Origin of the sequence: Chryseotalea sp. WA131a, from assembly GCA_025370075.1 — a bacterium.
Lineage (GTDB): Bacteria > Bacteroidota > Bacteroidia > Cytophagales > Cyclobacteriaceae > ELB16-189.
Map to the genome: position 1 here is coordinate 4,214,236 of CP073016.1, position 18,139 is coordinate 4,232,374.

At 42.8% G+C, this 18,139-nt stretch carries 18 protein-coding genes; 8 read left to right on the top strand and 10 right to left on the bottom strand.

What is annotated here, in order from left to right:
* Positions 1–5 precede the first annotated feature (5 nt).
* Genes KA713_19370 through KA713_19380 form a run of 3 tightly spaced genes read left to right on the top strand, consistent with a single transcriptional unit; the run spans position 6 to position 1,149 of the window.
* Positions 6–221 carry a hypothetical protein gene (locus tag KA713_19370; protein ID UXE66575.1) on the top strand — a complete coding sequence of 72 codons (216 nt, stop codon included), beginning with the start codon at positions 6–8 and terminating at the stop codon, positions 219–221.
* A gap of 35 nt (positions 222–256) precedes the next feature.
* Positions 257–682, top strand: coding sequence for an SRPBCC domain-containing protein (locus tag KA713_19375; GenBank protein ID UXE66576.1), 426 nt, complete (start codon positions 257–259; stop codon positions 680–682).
* Positions 683–723: 41 nt separating this feature from the next.
* Positions 724–1,149: a hypothetical protein gene (locus KA713_19380; protein ID UXE69199.1), complete on the top strand. Its 426-nt coding sequence runs from the start codon at positions 724–726 to the stop codon at positions 1,147–1,149.
* On the opposite strand, the gene KA713_19385 is transcribed toward KA713_19380, so the two are convergent.
* A complete protein-coding gene (locus KA713_19385) occupies positions 1,150–2,097 on the bottom strand; it encodes a threonine/serine dehydratase (GenBank protein ID UXE66577.1) in 948 nt (315 codons plus the stop codon).
* Between the two features lie 131 nt (positions 2,098–2,228).
* On the opposite strand from KA713_19385, the gene KA713_19390 reads away from it, so the two are divergent.
* Positions 2,229–3,257: a DUF3089 domain-containing protein gene (locus tag KA713_19390; GenBank protein UXE66578.1), complete on the top strand. Its 1,029-nt coding sequence runs from the start codon at positions 2,229–2,231 to the stop codon at positions 3,255–3,257.
* Between the two features lie 9 nt (positions 3,258–3,266).
* On the opposite strand, the gene KA713_19395 is transcribed toward KA713_19390, so the two are convergent.
* Both KA713_19395 and KA713_19400 read right to left on the bottom strand, forming a co-directional pair.
* Entirely contained in the window at positions 3,267–3,701 is a 435-nt protein-coding gene (locus KA713_19395) for a GNAT family N-acetyltransferase (GenBank protein UXE66579.1), read from the bottom strand.
* On the bottom strand, positions 3,694–4,806 hold the full coding sequence (locus tag KA713_19400; GenBank protein UXE66580.1) for a beta-lactamase family protein: 1,113 nt from the start codon (positions 4,804–4,806) through the stop codon (positions 3,694–3,696). Before KA713_19400 ends, KA713_19395 begins: the two co-directional genes overlap by 8 nt.
* A 50-nt stretch (positions 4,807–4,856) precedes the next feature.
* On the opposite strand from KA713_19400, the gene rsmG reads away from it, so the two are divergent.
* Complete coding sequence (gene rsmG, locus KA713_19405; GenBank protein ID UXE66581.1) at positions 4,857–5,492, top strand: 16S rRNA (guanine(527)-N(7))-methyltransferase RsmG; 636 nt, start codon at positions 4,857–4,859, stop codon at positions 5,490–5,492.
* A 51-nt stretch (positions 5,493–5,543) separates the two neighbouring features.
* Here the strand turns inward: rsmG and crcB are convergent, their stop codons facing one another.
* From crcB to KA713_19425, 4 genes are all read right to left on the bottom strand, one after another.
* Positions 5,544–5,918, bottom strand: a complete 375-nt coding sequence (gene crcB / locus KA713_19410) for a fluoride efflux transporter CrcB (GenBank protein UXE66582.1) — start codon at positions 5,916–5,918, stop codon at positions 5,544–5,546.
* A 36-nt stretch (positions 5,919–5,954) separates the two neighbouring features.
* Positions 5,955–6,830, bottom strand: a complete 876-nt coding sequence (gene fabD, locus KA713_19415) for an ACP S-malonyltransferase (protein UXE66583.1) — start codon at positions 6,828–6,830, stop codon at positions 5,955–5,957.
* 78 nt (positions 6,831–6,908) lie between these two features.
* Entirely contained in the window at positions 6,909–7,328 is a 420-nt protein-coding gene (locus tag KA713_19420; protein ID UXE66584.1) for a thiol-disulfide oxidoreductase DCC family protein, read from the bottom strand.
* Complete coding sequence (locus tag KA713_19425) at positions 7,307–10,234, bottom strand: gliding motility-associated C-terminal domain-containing protein (protein ID UXE66585.1); 2,928 nt, start codon at positions 10,232–10,234, stop codon at positions 7,307–7,309. Before KA713_19425 ends, KA713_19420 begins: the two co-directional genes overlap by 22 nt.
* 560 nt (positions 10,235–10,794) lie before the next feature.
* Here KA713_19425 and KA713_19430 point away from each other — a divergent pair.
* The 3 genes from KA713_19430 to KA713_19440 are packed head-to-tail and all read left to right on the top strand — an operon-like array spanning position 10,795 to position 13,816.
* Complete coding sequence (locus KA713_19430) at positions 10,795–11,034, top strand: hypothetical protein (GenBank protein UXE66586.1); 240 nt, start codon at positions 10,795–10,797, stop codon at positions 11,032–11,034.
* A gap of 54 nt (positions 11,035–11,088) precedes the next feature.
* Entirely contained in the window at positions 11,089–12,783 is a 1,695-nt protein-coding gene (locus KA713_19435; GenBank protein UXE66587.1) for a 1-acyl-sn-glycerol-3-phosphate acyltransferase, read from the top strand.
* Positions 12,761–13,816, top strand: a complete 1,056-nt coding sequence (locus KA713_19440) for an NAD(P)-dependent glycerol-3-phosphate dehydrogenase (GenBank protein ID UXE66588.1) — start codon at positions 12,761–12,763, stop codon at positions 13,814–13,816. The genes KA713_19435 and KA713_19440 overlap by 23 nt, the downstream gene beginning before the upstream one ends.
* 98 nt (positions 13,817–13,914) lie before the next feature.
* On the opposite strand, the gene KA713_19445 is transcribed toward KA713_19440, so the two are convergent.
* The 3 genes from KA713_19445 to KA713_19455 form a co-directional block, all read right to left on the bottom strand.
* Positions 13,915–15,330: a hypothetical protein gene (locus tag KA713_19445; GenBank protein UXE66589.1), complete on the bottom strand. Its 1,416-nt coding sequence runs from the start codon at positions 15,328–15,330 to the stop codon at positions 13,915–13,917.
* Entirely contained in the window at positions 15,320–17,509 is a 2,190-nt protein-coding gene (locus KA713_19450; GenBank protein UXE66590.1) for a SulP family inorganic anion transporter, read from the bottom strand. Before KA713_19450 ends, KA713_19445 begins: the two co-directional genes overlap by 11 nt.
* 112 nt (positions 17,510–17,621) lie before the next feature.
* On the bottom strand, positions 17,622–17,978 hold the full coding sequence (locus KA713_19455) for a hypothetical protein (protein ID UXE66591.1): 357 nt from the start codon (positions 17,976–17,978) through the stop codon (positions 17,622–17,624).
* Between the last annotated feature and the right edge of the window lie 161 nt (positions 17,979–18,139).

The window sequence follows — 18,139 nt, forward strand, 5'->3', positions numbered from 1 at the left end:
AAACTATGAACGTACTCGTTTTTTCAACCTCCGTGCAGTCGATAGAGCAAGTGCAAAGCCTGAAGCCTAAGATCGATTCATTGGCGGGTAATGGCAAGTGGAATTTTGCGCTGGACGATACAGACAGAATACTTCGCATTATGTCGAGCAGTGTGAAACCGCAGCTGGCTATACAATTGCTCAATCAGTATGGGTTTGAATGCCACGAGTTAACGCATTGACATGAATGCACCACTAAAATAAATTTATAACTCTTATGAAATCCAATCTCACGGCTCAAGTCTCCATCGATTTTAATGCTCCGAAACCCCGCGTGTGGAAAGCGCTCACCGACCCAACTGAAGTTAAGCAATATTTCTTTGGCACTAGTCTCATCACAGATTGGAATGTGGGTAGCCCCATCCGTTTTGTTGGCGAGTGGGAAGGAAAAGCCTATGAAGACAAAGGCACTGTGCTTAAATTTGAATCCGAGAGCATGCTGCAATATGATTATTGGAGCAGCATGTCGGGCAAGGAAGATAAGCCCGAGAACTATCAAACCATTACCTACCGAGTGACGGAGAAGGATGGCATCACGAATGTGCAGATTATTCAAGATGGTGTAGCCGAAGAAGGCCGAGAGCACACGGAGCAAAACTGGAAGATGGTGTTTGAGGGAATGAGAAGTTTGGTTGAAAAATAAAATCAAGTTGTATGGCAAAAAAGTCAACAAAGAAGGTAACCATGAAGCCTGGTAAGGGCAAAACCTGGACGGACAAGGTGAACGACCTTACCAAGGAATACATCGTAAAAAAGGTGGAGAAGGATTTTGCGGATATTCCGGCAGGTGCAAAGATGCTCATCTCTACTCCCAAAATTATTGATGACTACGTGCGTCAAATCCCAAAAGGAAAAAGCGGCAGTCTAGCCACTATGCGAAAAGACTTAGCCATAGAGTATGGTGCTGATTATACGTGCCCCGTTACTTCTGGGATTTTTTTGAGAATTGTTTCAGAAGCGGCACATGAGCAGATTGAGAAGGGTACACCGCTGAACAAAGTGGCACCCTTTTGGCGTGTGATAGACGAAAAATCTGCGCTCAATAAAAAACTATCTTTTGGTCAGAACTTTGTAAAGCAACAGCGCAAGAAAGAGGGACTGGTTGACTAATTAACTCAACCATCTCTTCATTTGCTCTTCCGTCAAATTGCTCCCGCAAATTACGGTCGCCACAGTTTTTTCAGCAAAGAGATTTTTATTTTCTAGAATAGCTGCTAACCCTACTGCCCCCGAAGGTTCAACCACTATGCCTCCATACGTGTGCAATAACCTCATCGCCTCAAGGATGATTTCTTCTTTTACCAAAAGACCATGGTCTACTAAATCTTTCATATCAATCAAAGCTTGGGGCACGGGCAATCGCACACCAATGCCATCGGCAATAGTAGAAACAGTTGGGTAAATAACCATTTCACCTTTTTTCCAGGAATCAATCATAGCCGATGCACCCTCCGCTTGAATGGCAACGATAGAAGTTTGCGGGCTAAGTTCTTTGAATACCCGAGCGATGCCATTGAGCAATGCTCCATTCCCCAATGGAATCAGCAGCGCATCTAGTGATTTAGTAAAACTTAGCAACTCGAAGCCTATGGTTCCAGCTCCCGCCAAGGTTTCTATATCTTGACTATCTTCTACAAAACGCAACTTAAGGTCTGCTGCCATTCGCTTTGCTTCCAATTTTGCCGAATCAAAATCGTTGCCGAACAAAATCACTTCTGCGCCCAACGATCTCATGCGCTCAACTTTAAATGGGTTGGCCGAAACGCTGGCATATACCGTGCATTTGATGTTTCTCTTGCGACAAGCATACGCCATCGCCTGACCAAAATTTCCGGCACTGGCACATACCAAATGATCGTCAATAGATTGGCTTACCAACCAATCCGCCCCGCGCCCTTTAAAGGAGCGGATCGGGTTGATGGTTTCTACTTTTAAAATCAGTTTACAACCTAGCAGCTTGCTCAATGGTTCACACTCGTATTGCGGACTATTGATAAATACAGGGTCAATGATGTGGTGGGCTTCTTCAATTTGCGCGAGGGTAAGGCGGTGGTTCATGCAGTAATGATAATTTGGAGAGCCCTAAAATTAGTTACTAATTTGTGAAATTAGGATAGCCACAGATTTGCAGATAAGGAAGAAAATTTCGGACTAAATCTGCGTATCCGTGGCAAAAAATACACTTCATCATGAATAAATTTTCTGCTATTCTTCTGGCAACTTGCTTCATAGCTTGCTCCCCAAAAATCAAAACTCTTTCAGTCCATTTCGATGAATCGCCCGTGCCACCGAAACCAGATTACAGCAATCCGAATCACTGGGCATCGCTTCCAACCAAAAAAGATGCAGCCGATAGTATGCCGCTTAAATCGAATTTGAAAGATGAACAAGCTACCGCCAAGGCAGATGTATTTTTTATCCACCCCACAATTTTTACGTACACACCCACTGATCAATATCAATGGAACGGAGACGTGAACGACCAAGTGTTGAACACCAAAACCCAATTGAGCACGATTTTGAACCAAGCAAGCATTTTCAACGGGTCGTGTAAAATTTACGCACCGAATTATCGGCAAGCGCATTATCATGCTTTCATCACCACCAACCGAGACGATGCCAAGCGTGCGCTCGACTTAGCGTATGACGATGTGCGCACTGCCTTTGATTACTATTTAAAGAATTACAACAACGGCCGCCCCATTGTGATTGCGAGCCATAGTCAGGGTACGGTGCATGCGGAGCGATTGTTGAAAGAGTATTTTGATGGAAAGGAATTAAAAAACCAGTTGGTGATGGCCTACCTGGTTGGTCGTGCTGTTTCACCCAACGCATTTGCGACCATCAAGCCAACCGAAAAGCCAGATGAGGTAGGCGTTTGGGCGAGTTGGTGCACGTTTGGAAGAGGATTTTATCCCAGCCGGTACAACGATTACTACAAAGGCTCTCAATCTACTAATCCTTTGCTTTGGAGTTCGAGCAAAGAGTTTGCTTCTAAAGAATTAAACCTAGGTGGAGTGGGGTTACATTTTACTTTTGCTCCGCAAGCAGCCGATGCGCAAAACCAAGATGGTATGCTATGGATTAACAAACCCTACATCCGTGGCCGGGCATTTGTAAAAAATACCAATTGGCACCGTGCCGATATGAATTTATTTTGGATGAACATTCGAGAGAACGTGAAGCTGCGGATTGAAAAGCATTTTCAACCAAAGTAGAAGAAAAATTCAAATCTTCCTGCTCATGGTGAGCAACGTGTATTTTCCTACACTTTTTTGCCCCGACTCAGTGGTGTAGCCAAGGTGGGCATAAAATTTTTCGAGATAGGCGTGCGGGCTTAGACTAAGCTGCTTAAGTTTTTTCTCTTTGGCGATTTCTTCTAATTTCTTCACAATTTTTTTACCCAACTCCAAACCCCTAAAATCTTTGGCAACGGCAATGCGTGAAAGAATTCCATTTTCATATTGAATGGTCAATCGTCCGCTGGCAACGGGATGTCCATGTTCATCGCTTGCTAGTACGTGAATGCTTTTAAGGTCTAAGCCATCCTTATCCAGTTCTTGTGGAATGCCCTGCTCGTTCACAAAAATTTCAAGGCGCATCTCATGCACGGCTTTCAGTTGTTCTTCCGATTGGGCGATAACAAAATGAATGTTATTCATGAGCGACTAAGGCAATCAATGTATTTGTCAATGTTCTAAAATCTTTATGCGCATTGTTGTTGAGTATTACAATGGTTTTGTTCTTTTCAATAAACCGAACGATCACGGTTTTGTATCCCGGATTGTCACCTGTGTGCGACACGGTTTTTCCTAAAACAGGATGATTGCTTAAATCCCATCCGAAACCGTAATTTGAGATGGAATCGTTTTTCAATTTCATGGGCGAAAATGCTTGTAGCTTCGATGAGTCATTCAGTATTTTTTGAGTATACAGGGCTTGGTCCCACTTTAATAAATCAGTAGTTGTGGAACTAATACGCCCTGGCCCTTTTCGATTGCCCAACCATATCGTGTAGTTGGAGGAAGGAAACGAGTCAGCCCTAACATAGCGTTGCGCTTCTTTTACATAAATATGACCCAGGGCAAAATTGATGATGGATGCTTTTTCGGATAGTGTGCGAATGTTGGTGGAGGTCATCGACAATGGTTTGAAAATCTCCTCGCGGCACATCTCAATAAAATCACGGCCACTTGCTTTTTCGGCAATACTTGCCAACAACACATAACCCGTGTTGCTGTATTCATATTTTTCTTCTGGCTCAAAAGATTTTGGTGGGTGGAATTTGATGAGATACTCGATTATGTCTGTGTTGTTGGCCACTTTCGATTTATCCCAATGTTCATCCATAATGGCTTGGTAATCGGGCAACCCCGAAGTATGTGTGAGCAAATGACGAATGGTGATGTTGGGATAGGGAATTCCTTTTAGGTATTTGTCCATGGTGTCATCATAGGCAAGTGCCCCTTTTTCGTGCAACATTTGAATAATGGCTGCAGTAAATTGTTTGGACACGGAAGCCAGTTCGAAAATGGTAGTGGTATCATTGGGCTCTTTGGTTTCAAAGTTTCGATATCCAAACGCTTGGTGATAAATGGGTTTGCCTTTGTCTGCCACCAACAACACACCACTAAAGTCGGGTATGGTTTGCATCACCGAATCTATTTTTTCAGAAGTTGTGAGATGTTTCTTTTCAGCATTTTGGCCACATGAAAAAAGTAGAAATGTCAGGGCAAGGGTACCGATTAGTTTTACAGGTATGTTCATTTTACTTTTGCTTCGTTTAAGTCAAAATCGACAAGTAAATTTAATAAAACATGCAAGACGCTTCCATTATTTCGCACTATTTCCCTGAAATCACTTCCCACCAGAAAGAGCAATTTGAAAAATTAGGTCCCTTGTATCGTGAGTGGAATGAAAAGATTAATGTGATTTCCCGCAAGGATATTGACAATCTGTACATCAATCATATTCTTCACTCCTTGGCCATTGCAAAAATTATTCAATTCAAACCCAATACGTCTATTTTGGATGTCGGCACGGGCGGGGGCTTTCCGGGTATTCCGCTGGCTATTTTATTTCCGAAGGCTGAATTTCACTTGGTGGATTCTATCGGTAAGAAAATAACGGTAGTGAACGAAGTGGCTCAAGCAATAGGTTTAGAGAATGTGAATGCCGACCAAATTCGTGCCGAGCAGCTAAAACACAAATATGATTTTGTAGTAAGTAGAGCGGTGACCAGGATGAAAGAATTTTATGGATGGATTCACCAAAAAATCAAAGCGGATTCCTTTCATACACTTGATAATGGGATTTTGTATTTGAAGGGTGGGGAGTTAGATGAAGAAATGAATGAGCTAAAAAGACGTTACAGTTTGTATGACCTGACTGATTATTTTAAAGAAGATTTTTTTCAAACCAAGAAGGTAGTGTATATGCCGGTGTTTAATTAATGCCGTATCATTTGGCTTCAGGCTGTATGCCTCAAGCTGTGAGTTATGTGATTAGACTTGCTCACCCAAAAACAATCCGACATAAGTAGCAGAAAGACATAAGAATAAACTCGAAGCAATGTATAGTGTTGATGAAAGATGAAATCCATTCTGAATAAGCGAAATAGTTTCAACGCTAAAAGTAGAAAACGTACTAAAGCCACCACAAAAGCCTATCACCCAAAAAATACGCGCATTCGGTGAGATGATTTGCTTGTGGTCGGCCAGCCCGATGACGAGACCAACGACCAAGCAGGCTATCGCATTCACCACAAATGTCCCCCACGGAAAGGGTTGTTGATGAAGTGAGTTTATCCATTTTCCCAACGTAAACCGTACCACGCTTCCCAACCCGCCACCGAAGAAAATCAAAGCTATTTCGCGCATCTGTTTTAAATTTATCAACTACCACTTGCCAGCCACCTATAAACTTCCAGCTTCAGTTTGTGGAGCAATTTTCTTAACAAGCCCTTGAAGTACTTTTCCGGGGCCACATTCCACAAAAGAAACCGCACCATCTTTTACCATGTTTTGAACCGATTGTGTCCAGCGCACAGGTGCAGTCAATTGACTGATCAAATTTTTCTTGATGACGTTCGTATCAGTGGAGGGAAGCCCATTCACATTTTGATAAACCGGACAAATAGGTGTGTGAAAAGAAGTGGCTTCAATAGCGGCTGCTAGTTCTTCGCGGGCAGGTTCCATCAAGGGTGAGTGAAACGCACCACCCACTTGCAAGGGAAGTGCGCGTTTGGCTCCTGCGGCTTTAAGTTTCTCGCAAGCAATTTCAATTCCTTTCATCGAACCTGAAATCACCAATTGGCCGGGGCAATTATAATTAGCCGCTACCACAATTTCTTCTGTTATCGAAGCGCAGATATCTTCTACCACTTTATCGTCTAAGCCTAAAATAGCCGCCATGGTAGAAGGATTTATTTCGCAGGCTCGTTGCATGGCCAACGCCCGTTTTGAAACGAGGCGAAGCGCATCTTCGAAACGCAAGGTCTTGTTGACAACCAATGATGAGAACTCTCCTAACGAATGACCGGCTACCATGTTGGGTTGAACGGAATCTTGTGCCAACGCAATGGCAACAGAATGAATGAATACCGCTGGTTGTGTTACTTTGGTTTGCTTGAGCTCATCAGCCGAGCCGGTAAACATAATTTCTGTGATGTTGAAACCCAATATGCCATTGGCAGAATCAAAAAGTTGCTTGGCTACGGGATTGGCATAGTAAATATCTTTGCCCATGCCTGTAAACTGTGCGCCTTGCCCGGGGAAAATAAATGCTTTCATTATTTAGATTTTTGATTTAAGATGTTTGATTTACGATTTAACCAGTCAAATCTAAATTCTAAAATCCTAAATCTAAAATCAATCTTTAAAGCGAGCCTTCACTTCTGGGGTGGGGATCATGCATTCTTGCTTTTTGCCAAACCACTTGTAGCGGTTGTGTGCTACCCAATCATACACTCTATTTCGAACAAAAGTTGGAATGATGATAAGGCCATACAGTAATGGCCAAAGTCCTGATAGGCCTCTGCAGATTTCGAGCACGGCCGTGCTTTTTTGGAAAAGCTTTCCATTCTTTAGAAGCAAAATTGTATTGAGCTCTTGGGTAGCGTAAGGGAATCCATTCAGTTTCTGCTGGGCATAGTCGGATTGCAATGGCGCAAAATTGAATTTCCCTTTTTTATCGTGGCGAATAACAAACAGCACGGACTGATTGCATAGGTTGCAGACACCATCAAAAAAAATGATCGGCTTCGAATTTAGCGAATCAGTTGCACCCATCCTTTGATGGTTTTATTTTGTTTGGATGGGTCTACTACATTAAATGTTACTTGCGCTTCGTAATAATAAGTACCGGTAGCCAATTCTGTTTTGTTATTATCGCGGCCATCCCAATCAATGTAGATGGTTCGCTCGCCACCAGACTCATACGTATACACCGTTCCGCCCCATCGATTGTAGACTTTAAAAACTACTTTTTGAACAAAACGTGCGCAGCGATTCTGCAGATCACTTATTTGACCCTCTGATAAAGAACTGCCATTGCATGATTTATTTCCTTCTTTGATCACCCGTGTGCTAAAGGCACTGAACAAATCGTTGCAGCCATCTCCATTGGGTGTAAACACATTGGGTAATTCATAGTAAGGGCAATTGTCAAAACAGAACTGTTCGCTTAATTCACTTTCATTACCCGCTCGGTCTACTGCACTTATCTTATAACATCCAGCGAAAGACGGAATCCCTTTGTGTTCAAATACCGTATCCGTCACTACATCTGGCAACTTTACAAAATCGCCACCTACTTTTGAGGCGTAATAAATGTTATAACTTTTGATGTCCAGTTTGCAATCTGGATCAAACGGTCTTCGCCACCTAAGCACGTTCGTAAAAGAATTGGAATCTGCACATGGATTATTGGCGGGTTTACTGCAATCAGTTCCTTGTAAATCTGTAGCAAATGATGGCTTACAAGGCGGCTCTTTATCATCTGGGATGGCGCAGGTGATTTGCGAAAAGTTTTCTAGCGGTGCTTGGATTTTAGGGTTGCCATACGAGCCACGCGTTTTCACTACATAACAGTACTCTTGCCCATTCGTTAGTTTCACTCCGTTAAACGCTCCCAATACCTGTCCGGAGTCGACATACGCAAATCTACGTTGATTCACGTTTAGGTCAGCAATCTTGGTGAGTTGACTTAGATCTGTAGAAGTACTAGGAACTCGGTAGATTTCATGAATGGGATACTGCGAGGTGTTGTTAGACCAAGGCACTACCGCAGCCCATGTGAGGCGGATTTGCTCAAACTCTGGTTTCGCCTCTAACCGCACGGAAGAAGCGGTAGCAGAAGAGTCTAGCTGAACGCCACTATTGGTAAAAGATAGCACGCGATAATTATAAATAATATCCCGGGTATTGATGGCGTTATCTACGGCAGTAGAGTCAGTGATAAAGCCAGGAAATGTTTCTACAATTTTATTTCTTCCTGAAAAACCCTCCGCCCGATAGAGTTTAAATTTGTAAGGGGCATTAGTCGCCTTATTGGGATCTTCAAAGGGCGAGCGCCATTTTACCGTAATCCGACCATCCGATTGCGATGCACCGTTGGCCGTTCTGGTAGAAGTTTTATCAACTGTAACATTGGTTATTATAGCCCGTGTAATCGGAAAGGGTGGAATACAAATTTCTTGCGATACATAGCTTACTCCACCTTGGGGTTGAGGGAATACCGCCACCAGGCGGTAGCAATATTGCGCACCAGGAGAAAGTCCAATATCGGTGTGTTGGGTTGTGCCGATCGGAAGAGTTTTAATTTTAGTATAGCCTAAGAAATCCGGTATACCCGTAACACAAGGAGGTGGCGTGTACGGGAATTGGCCCACTCTTCGATATACTTCCATGGATACAGCTTTTACGGCACATGTGTAAGAGTCCCATTTCAGTTGAGCTGATCGGCTGGGTACATCAAGGGTAGCCGTTTGCCACTTTGGTGCAGGGCCTACCACTCTAATGTTCCATGTTTTAAATTGTACCAGCGAAGGCCCTCGGCTGGATCGATCGCTAATCTTGAAAACTACTTGATAGGGTTGGTCTTTTATATGCTCGCATTTTGTCGCCCATTGAAATTTCAAAATTGCATCTTTAGTAGAGCTGGTGAATTGTGTAAATGCTTGATTGGGTTTGCTCAAATTAGGACTATACCAAACCGCAGGTGAAGGATTTACAATAAAAGCTTGCGAAAAGGCTTCAATCTTTACGCTGTCAAAATCCGGGTCGGTGCCAAAAATATCTTCGTTAATTACTGTACCGGCTTCTACGCAAATATCGGGAGGTACACGCAACTCAGGGCGCTTGTTCAAACAGTCTTCAATAATAATCTGCATGTCGCGCGTTACATATCCAATCTGTTTAAAAACACCACCAATTTTTCGCCATTGAATAACTTTGAAAGCGATGTTGTATTCTCCCGGTGCTCCCGGAGCGTTCCACAGAATAGTTCCCGTTCGAGGATTTATGGTAAAGGTTGGTGCCCCGTTTTGTGTTTCGTTGGCCTTGCCATAGTCAATACCGATTCGATCATAAAAGTCTTTGTCATTTGGCTCTCTATAACCATTAACGGGTATGTTCTTCTCTTGTTTGGGCACTACAAATTCATAGGAGAGAGAATCCCCGTCTGGATCGTATGCTCCTGGGTTATGATACCAAGCCCCGCCAGTGCAACCTCTATCAATCGGGGGTACCAACAAACGCGGACTATTATCGCATCCTATGAATGGGTCAATGATAATGGCGGTCTCTAAATAGAATTGTGTATTTACCGAGTTGTTCATATTTAAAATATTCGCGTTTCGGTTTCGCTCTTTGTAGCTGATGATGTAATAACCCGCCCCAGGAAATGTGTGTGGGGTGGAGTACTGGACAAAACCAATACCGGGCGCGAAAGGAGTATTATCAATAGGGGGTGTTCGATCAGGAGTCGATCCATCTCCAAAATCCAGAATACCATCACTGAATTTTACAGGTGACCCTGTGTTGGTATACGCAGTAATGGTAATTGTAAATGTTAAGCCATTGCAGCTATTGCGTGTTACGGTGATTTCACCCGCACGCAAGTGGGTGGCCCACGCTTCTGCTCGAATGATTAGCAATCCAACTACAACAATTGAAAAAATTTTCCAAAACTTCATATGGCTCCGGTTAGTCAATCAAAAATACAACATTATTGAACATCAATTAGTTAATCTGAAACAACAAAAAATGTAATCTTAACTTCATAAACGATGTTTTAAACAGAATATTCCTTAAACCTATCTAACTTTTACGAGTCAAAGGGACAAAACTTGAATATGGTATCGCGCAGGGCATTTTTAAAGGCAGGAGGATTAACCCTTTTTGGGGTAGTGGCGGTGTACCCGGTTTTATAGCCCGTGCTGCTAGCCAATCTAAAAGTCTATTTCCCTACAAAAAGAACAATGTACTGGTTTGCATCTTTCAGCGGTGTGTCATGGATGGCCTGATGGCTGTTACTCCGTTTACCGATCCTTTTTTGAAAGATTTGTGCTCTAGCTTGTACTCAAAAAAATCCACCTTTCGTGATAGCTTGATGGTAAGTAAAGTGGTGGTGGTTATTATAGGTTCTCTGGAGTTTCAGAGGAGGTGAACGATCGTATATGAAGTTGAAATGGCCTGGGCATAGATTGCAATCTACTCTCTGTGTTTTCACCCAATTTCCTACCATCTTTACAGCATGAGAGTTGTTGGCGAAATTCCCCATCCCGATGTGAAGATTACTATTTTCCATTGGAACAATCGCTATCTGATAAAATTGGAGGCGGGCCTCTTTGAGCAAACCTTTAAATTGGAGGAATATGACATTTCTTCAGAAGGAGAGTTGAAGGAAATTGTAAACGAAACGTTCATTCAGCAAAGCATAGAGCGATTCAACAGCATGGCGCAAAGCCTGCGGCAGGCCACGCAATTTTTGTGAGCTTTTTTTATCGCGTTTAGCGCGTTAACTTTGTTCCCCCCTATCAGTCCGTAAATGGAAATTTTAGAAGAAAAGAAGAATAAGAACAAACCGTATAAGCCGGTGCTGGAAGATATACCCGATTGGCCGGTGTATCAGCTCAGCAAAAATAGAAAAGAGTTTGTGGACGAGGTAACGCAACAATCCATTGTGCGCCTCAAAGAATTGCGCCCCCAACGCAAACAATTAATTGATGATTTAGAAGCGACTGTCTATCGCGAACAAAATCGTATCAAACGAAATCGGTGGCGCGTAGACCCTAAAGATGATAATAAGTTTTGGGCAGGAATCAAAAATGACTTGGTTGAACTCAACAACAAAGGTCAAGAAGAAGTGGATAAGGGCGTGGATGCAATTTTGGAAAAAATCGTCCATCGCTATGCCTCCGAGATAGCCGGTAATTTTCGCCAAAGCTCCTATAAGTTTGCCCGCAGTGTTATCAAGTTTGGATTCATAAGGTTGCTGAACGGAGCACGCATTAAAAAATTTGGAGCCTTCTTTCGCAATCGATATACCTTGCGCGACAAAATCCACATCGTGGGTAAAGTAAAAATGCTTCGAAAGCTGGCCAAGCAAGGCACGGTAGTGATGGTGCCCACCCACTTCAGCAATCTCGATTCCATTTTGATTGGCTGGGTTATTCACTCCATGGGCTTACCTGCCTTTATCTACGGAGCAGGCTTGAATCTTTTCAACATCAAGATCATTGCCTACTTTATGAACAGCTTGGGTGCATATAAAGTCGATCGCAGAAAAAAGAACTTACCTTATCTGGAAACGCTGAAAATGTATTCAAACCTGGCGATACAAAAAGGTGCGCACAGTTTGTTTTTCCCCGGTGGCACGCGCTCCCGCGCTGGCCTGATCGAAAAGCAATTGAAGTTGGGGTTGTTGAGTACGGCCATTGAAGCGCAACGGAGTCTCTACATGAATAAAGGGAATGAAGCGGTGAAGAAAATATTTGTGGTGCCCGTTACCCTCAACTACCATTGCGTGTTGGAAGCACCCGAGATGATTGAAGACTACCTTCAAGTAAAGGGGCAAGATCGGTACTTTCCAGAAGAAGATAAGTACGGAAGTTTTCAACTCATACGGTTTTTGTTCAAATTTTTTACCAACCCCTCCAGCATCTCGGTCTCGATTGGTCCTGGGCTCGATGTGTTGGGGAACTATGTTGATGAAAACGGAAACAGTTTGGACAACACAGGTCGCATCATTGATACCAAAGATTACTTTGTTTCCAATGGCGATATCAACGTAGATCGCCAACGCGAAGATGAATACACGCGCATGCTCAGTCAGCGCATTGTAACGGAGTATCATAAAATCAACCGTGTTTTCTCCAGCCATTTGGTGGCCTTCATCGCATTTGAAATGTGGCAGAAAAAATTCCCGAACTTAGATTTATTTAGTTTGCTGCGCTTGCCCGAGGAAGATTTGGAGTTGAACTATGAAGAGTTTAAAGAAACATTTAAGCGGCTCAGAAAAAAAATCTATCAAATGAAGGACGAAGGCAAGATCAACTATGCCTCGCACCTGAAAGGGAAATCAGATAACTCCATTACACGGGGATTGGATAATGTGGGCGTGTTTCACCTCAATCGCCCGTTGATGAAAAATAAAAATGGAAACATCATTACCAAAGACCTCACCTTGCTCTATTACTACCACAACCGCTTAGTGGGTTATGACCTCGAACAGCTTATCTGAAAAACCTGTAGGGGTAATTGGTGCCGGTAACTTCGGCACCGTGATTGCTAATTTATTGGCACTTCATAGCAATGTGCTGTTATACGCACGCGATCCCAAAGCTGTGGACAACATCAATCGAACCAGGCAAAGTCGGGGTTACCCGTTGCTCCCCACTATTGTTGCCACCAACGATTTGCGCGAAGTAGCTGAAAAGTGTGATGTGATTTTCCCGATGGTGCCTTCGCAGCACTTTCGGCAAATGATGAAAAAGCTTTCGCCTTTTTTGTATCCCTACCACATGTTGATTCATGGTACCAAAGGTTTTGATATCTCGTTGCCAAAAGGCAAGACGATCGAGCAAATAGAAAAGCTAACGCGCAAGCAGGTGAAAACCATGAGTGAAGTAATTCGTGAAGAAAGTGTGGTGGTGCGCATCGGTTGTTTGGCCGGGCCAAATCTTTCCAAAGAATTGGCACAACGCCAACCTGCAGCTACGGTGGTAGCCAGTCCTTTTTTGGAAGTTATTCAAACGGGCAAAAGATTGCTGCGCAACGATCGCTTTCAAGTGTACGAGAACCGTGATATTGTAGGTGTGGAGATTGCTGGTGTTTTGAAAAACATCATCGCTATTGCTTCGGGCGCACTCAATGGCTTGGGCTATGGCGAAAACGCAAAAGGACTTTTGGTGAGTAGGGGAGCCGTGGAAATGGTTTACCTCGGCCGTGCACTGGGTGGCGATGTGAAAGCCTTTTTAGGAGTGGCAGGCATTGGCGATTTAGTGACTACTTGCAACAGCCCAATGAGTCGGAATTTCACCGTGGGTTATCGTTTGGCCAAAGGAGAAAAACTGGAAAACATTTTGAGCGATATGGGCGAAATTGCCGAAGGTGTTTACACCGTGCGCATTGCCAAGAAGTGTGCCGATCATTATAAAATAAGGGCGCTGATTACCGATCGCTTGTACAAAGTATTGTTTGAAGGCATGACGGTGGAAGAAGCCTTGGAATTTTTAATGCGCTTTCCGCTAAGCGCTGATATTGATTTTATATAAAGTTGCCACGGGTTCACAAATTTACGCGGAATTTTTTTGTGTAAACCGTGCCCATTTGTGCATCCGTGGCAACATGTTTTTAATTAATTCCTCCTCGTCTAAAAAAATATTTGGTACTGCAACACTACTTGCCCTTTCATGGATGCATCTTGGATAAGGTCTGTTCCAACCGTGGTGTAGGTAGATCGCAGTTGGTAATCTAACGTGAACTTGCTGGTGTGGCCTTTGATGAACCAATTCACTCCAAAATCATAAATATTGGCTGGTTTATCCAATCGAGTATAATTTCCGTTTTGATAGGTGATATACGGCATCAGCGTACCTTTGTCGCCCAGCAAATCTTTTTTTAACAAATAGCCAACCTGCGCATAGATTACGTTTCCTGTTCCAAACATGGGAAAGGCATTTCCATAACTTCCTGCAGGCGTTCCAGCTATTGAACTTCCATTGGCTGGGTTCATAATGCCGTTGTAGCGCAAATACCCTTGCCCATAATCAGTGTTGAAATATCCAGCATAAGCATTCAAAGCAGTTCCTTTTTCTAAATTCAACGGTGTGTCATAGAAAACCGCAACCGACCACAAATTCATGTCATAGTATTTTCGTGTGGGGTCAGTCGCTGGATCAGCGTTTGTGTTGGAGCCGGTCCAGGTGGCATTCTTTTGAGAGATAATGCCGGCTTCTAAATTCAATACCTTCTTTTTCCCTAAGTACGTGCCGGTCATGTAAGGCGTTACGTGCGATTCTTTGTCGAAGAAATTCCAAACCAACAATGCCTGGTATTGTTTATGATGCTGATCCCATGCAAAGTTTGCATTGGTAGCATTGATGCCAGGCTGCGGTAAACCATTGGACGTAATTGGAAACGGATCGCTCAATACAATACGATAATCCAGTTTTCCGATTTGGCCTCTGGCATACACGCTCAGTTTTCTTGAAAATTCATCCGTCTGATCTACGGTGGCTTGCGCAAACACGGGCACGTCCATGCTCATGATGGTGGCAATGCTGGGCTGACTAAATCGTGATAAGCCATTTGTAATGGTTAAGCCGCCACCCAAATGCAATTTGTCTGACCCTTTGAACACGCGGTATTCGCCCAACGCATCGTGAAAGAAAACTTGCGCTTTACGGTTGCCGGTATTCGTAGAATTTTGACCCGACAGATAATTAAAATTATTTTGGCCAAACTGCGCATAAAAAAATACACGATCGGTTAACTGGCCATACACTTGAACACGGGTTCGTCTCAAGCCAATATCAAATGTTTCCGATGTGGGATCTCCTAAAACAGTGGTGCCCGAATTGCTTTCATTGTATCGAAACCAAACTTGATTTAAAAAAGTGGCTTTCAAGTAATGGCTGCCATCTTCATTTAATTTTAATCGCAACTCTTCTATTTCCTTTTTAGGAGGAGGAGGAGTGATTGCCTCCTCCTTTTTTTCCTGAGCCAATGCCGAAAGGCATTGTGCCAATAGGATAATTGTCAAAATTTTCTTCATACTATTTGGCATGCTGGATAAATTCTTCAGCAAATTTTTCCATATACTCAATTTCCACTGGAGAGAGCGTGTCTTTTTTCTTAAAGAAAATCAATCGGTTTTTGTGGCACTCCACATGCATCTCTTCACGACTTTCCAAAAAGCGAATGAGCGGCTCTTTAAAGAATTTGGATATTACCGCTTCACTTTCGCCACGCAAATAATATTTTTTTGAGAAATAAGGATAAGCAGCAAAATCAATGTCTTTGCCACCTACTCCCTCAAACAATTTTGACCAAAGACCTTCGGGTTCTAACGCAAAATCTGGAATGGTTAAATCTAGCTCTGATAACTGAACAATGGTAAGGCAGGTATCTGTTCTTTCTTGGCGAGCACCCTCCGTAAGTGTAATGTCCGAGATTTCAATTTTGCCAATATCGCTATACTTTGAAAGGATGTTTTCTTCTATCAATATTTGACTTCCTTGTTGAATAGGGAAAGCATCAAATTTTTTGCCTGTCTTAATTCGTTGAGGGTAATAGGCATACTCTGATTGTTCGGCAAACCTTCTCAACTCAATTTGGCGAGGACTTAGTTTCACTTCCATCTTGGTTTGAAGCTCAGTTGAAAATTTCCTCGTAGCCAGTGGATGGCTGGACATAAATTGAAAGTGTTCAAATCCTAAAGCTGTTACGGAGCCATTTTTAGCATGGTATACTTCTTCAAAGTGATTGAGTTGCTCCATAAACGAATGATCTACAATACGAGCGTCCGAAAAATTAAGTGTCACCTTTTTTCCAGGCAACAGGCTTTTAAACATTTTTTTGTACCCAATGAGGTTAGAAAAAATGGCTGAATCTTTTACGGATATGTAGTATTCATTTCCATTCTCGGTGAGTTCATACCTTGGTTTGAAAAGACTTCTTAGGGGGGCCCCATTTAAAACATGAAAAATGAGCTTGGACGATATGCCGACCGCTACACCTATTAGCAGATCGGTGGATATTGTTACAACAATGGTGATTACAAAAACAGCCAATTGTTCTACACCAATTTTATAGGTTTTATAAAATTCACGTGGCGAAGCTAATTTGTAGCCGACCGAAATCAGCAAAGCCGCTAGTGCGGAATTGGGTATCATCTCGATCACGGGAATAAAAAATAGCATAGCAACCAACAAGAAAAAGCCATGGAAGAAATTGGCCCACCTTGTACGTCCACCAAAGTTTACATTGGCCGAACTCCGTGCCACTTCTGAAATCATGGGTAAGCCACCCAATAGCCCCGAAAGCGTATTGCCAATACCTACAGCACTCAAATCTCTATTGGCGTTTGCTTCTCTTTTAAAGGGATCAAGTCCATCAATTGCCTTTACCGTGAGCAGTGATTCTAAACTATTGATGAGAAGAAACATGGCGACATATTTCCAAAACGTAAAAGTACCAATAGCGGCAAAACTTGCCTGAAACGAAATGGTGCTCCAAAAGGAACCGATAGTGACTAAATCAAAGGCTGGTTCGGTATGTCTAAAATCCATGACGATTGCCATTGGTATGGTCACCAAAATCACCACCATAGGCGGTGGCACTTTTTTGATGTACTTATTTTTTAGCATGGGCATGCCGAATATGATCACCAAACTAACGATCCCCACCAACGTCACACGCGTATCAGCATTCAAAAATGAATGAGGTATCAACGCATATAATTCTAACGGTTCAAGTCCTTTTAGCGAAGTGGGGTCTATTCCCAGCAATACATGAATTTGTTTTGAAAAGATGATAAGACCGATGGCGGCCAACATACCATGAACCGCTGAAGGAGGAAAGAAATCACTTAGTGAACCAAACTTTAAGTAGCCAAATGCAATTTGCATCAAAGACATAACTACCACTGCGCCACACGCCAATTGCAAGCCGCTGGCTCCTTCAATGTTTAGGTTTCCCAAATCGGATACGGCTCCAGCGCAAATGGTAATCAACCCGGCTGCCGGGCCTTTGATCGTTAACTGTGAGCCAGCAAAGATGCTGACCACCAACCCCCCAATCATAGCAGTGAGCACACCCATGGCTGCCGGAAAGCCACTGGCTTTGGCAATGCCTAAGCTAAGCGGCAGCGCCAACAGAAAAACTAAAAAGCCCGAGAGGGCATCGCTGGTCCAATTTTGTTTGAGGCCTTCTAGACCATCTTTGGGAATATCGAGAGTTTTCATAGTAGAAAATTATAACTAATTAGATTAAAAGTTAAGGGGCAAAACCATTTAACTTATGAAAAATAAGCAATTGCTTTTATAGGCAACCGCTCAGAAGGGAAGGCTCGAAATCTTAAATCAGATAGAGGCAGTGCTTTTTAAAAAGCAAGGGCTGGGTTTGATACTTTTGATGATGTTGGGCAATGAAGTAATTGACCTGTTGCTGCCCTAAAGTAAAATGATTGAATGGATGATATGAAAAAAGTATGTATAAAACGGAATTACTTTTTCCATCACGCTCTTCCTCAATCTCTTTTTCTGCAAATAATGAGTTTAGAGTTACTGCGTGTGTTACGCTTAATACTGTTCTGCTTGTCGTTACCTTGTTAGACTTAGGTTGAAAGGTACAAGCTATTGTTGGAGCCAATAGCCCTAGGCAAAACAATATGATCGAAATGTATTTTAGCACTAGGTGTTCGCGTAAAGACATGTAAACGATAAAGTTTAGTGCAAAGGTTGCAATTATTATGAGAAGTTTTGCAAAAGCATGCTATTCATTTGCAAATGGTACAACAAAGATTTTAACAAGCAATGTGAAAGTAAAACTACTATCGAAATGTTTTTCATGGGTTTAGTTTTTACAATCGTTAG